Annotated in this window: 1 protein-coding gene; it reads left to right on the top strand. The window is 69.1% G+C overall.

Annotated elements, in window-relative coordinates:
* The coding region (locus ACFQX9_RS28985) for a DUF1522 domain-containing protein (RefSeq protein ID WP_377791229.1) at positions 1-1046 on the top strand (1046 nt) is incomplete at both ends.

The following is a 1046-nucleotide window of genomic DNA, read 5'->3' as shown; positions in this document are numbered from 1 at the left end:
AGCAACGTGCTGTATGACGGCACGGCGGGCGGCACGCACGCGGCGACCTCGGCGATCACCCTGGGCGCGACCCAGGGCGTCAACACCGGTGCGACTGCAACGGCTGGTGACGGCACGACGGCTCTCTCCGCTGGCATCACCCTGATCGCGAGCGGTGCGGCGACGGCGACCGGCCTGGTCGGCACCGCCCAGCCGGCCGACGGCGACACGGTCACCGTCAACGGCAAGACCATCACGTTCCGTGCCGGCGCTGCTCCTGCCGCCACTGCTGTTCCCAGCGGCTCGGGCTTCAGCGGCAACATCGTCACCGACGGCAGCGGCAACTCGACAGTCTATCTCGGCACCAGCGGTACCCCGGCTGCGACCGTGGGCGACCTCGCCACCGCGATCGATCTCGCCAGCGGCGTCAAGGTTGCGACCATCAGCGCCGGTGCGGCCACCATCAGCACGAGCGCTGGTGCGACGCCATCGGACGTCGGCACCACGACGGCCAGCAAGGTCACGCTGCGCAGCTCGACCGGTGCCGATCTCAGCGTCACCGGCAAGGCGGACTTGCTAAAGGCCCTCGGCCTGAGCTCGGCCGTCGGCGGCGGCAACGCGACGGTGAACGTGGCCCGCACCACCAGCGCGGCCTCGCTCGGTCAGTTGATCCAGGACGGCTCGACGCTGAATGTTGACGGACACGTCATCAGCTTCAAGAACGCCCCGGTTCCGGGCTCCGCGGGTGCTCCGGCCATTCCGTCCGGCTTCGGCAAGAGCGGCAACGTCATCACCGACGGCGCCGGCAACTCGACGGTCTATCTGCAGGCTGGTACCATCGGTGACGTCCTGAATGCGATCGATCTTGCCACCGGCGTTCAGTCCGCCAGCATTGCCGCCAACGGCACTGCGACGCTGTCGACCGCCTCGGGCCAGACCAACTCGTCGATCAACGCGTCGGGCCAGCTCAAGCTGTCCACCGGCGTCAACGCCGACCTGTCGATCACCGGCACCGGCAATGCGCTGAACTCGCTCGGCTTCGCCGGCAACACCGGCACCGCGACCGC

Source organism: Bradyrhizobium sp. GCM10028915 (assembly GCF_042666195.1).
Taxonomy (GTDB): domain Bacteria; phylum Pseudomonadota; class Alphaproteobacteria; order Rhizobiales; family Xanthobacteraceae; genus Bradyrhizobium; species Bradyrhizobium canariense_D.
This window is presented reverse-complemented; position numbering and strand designations above follow the sequence as displayed.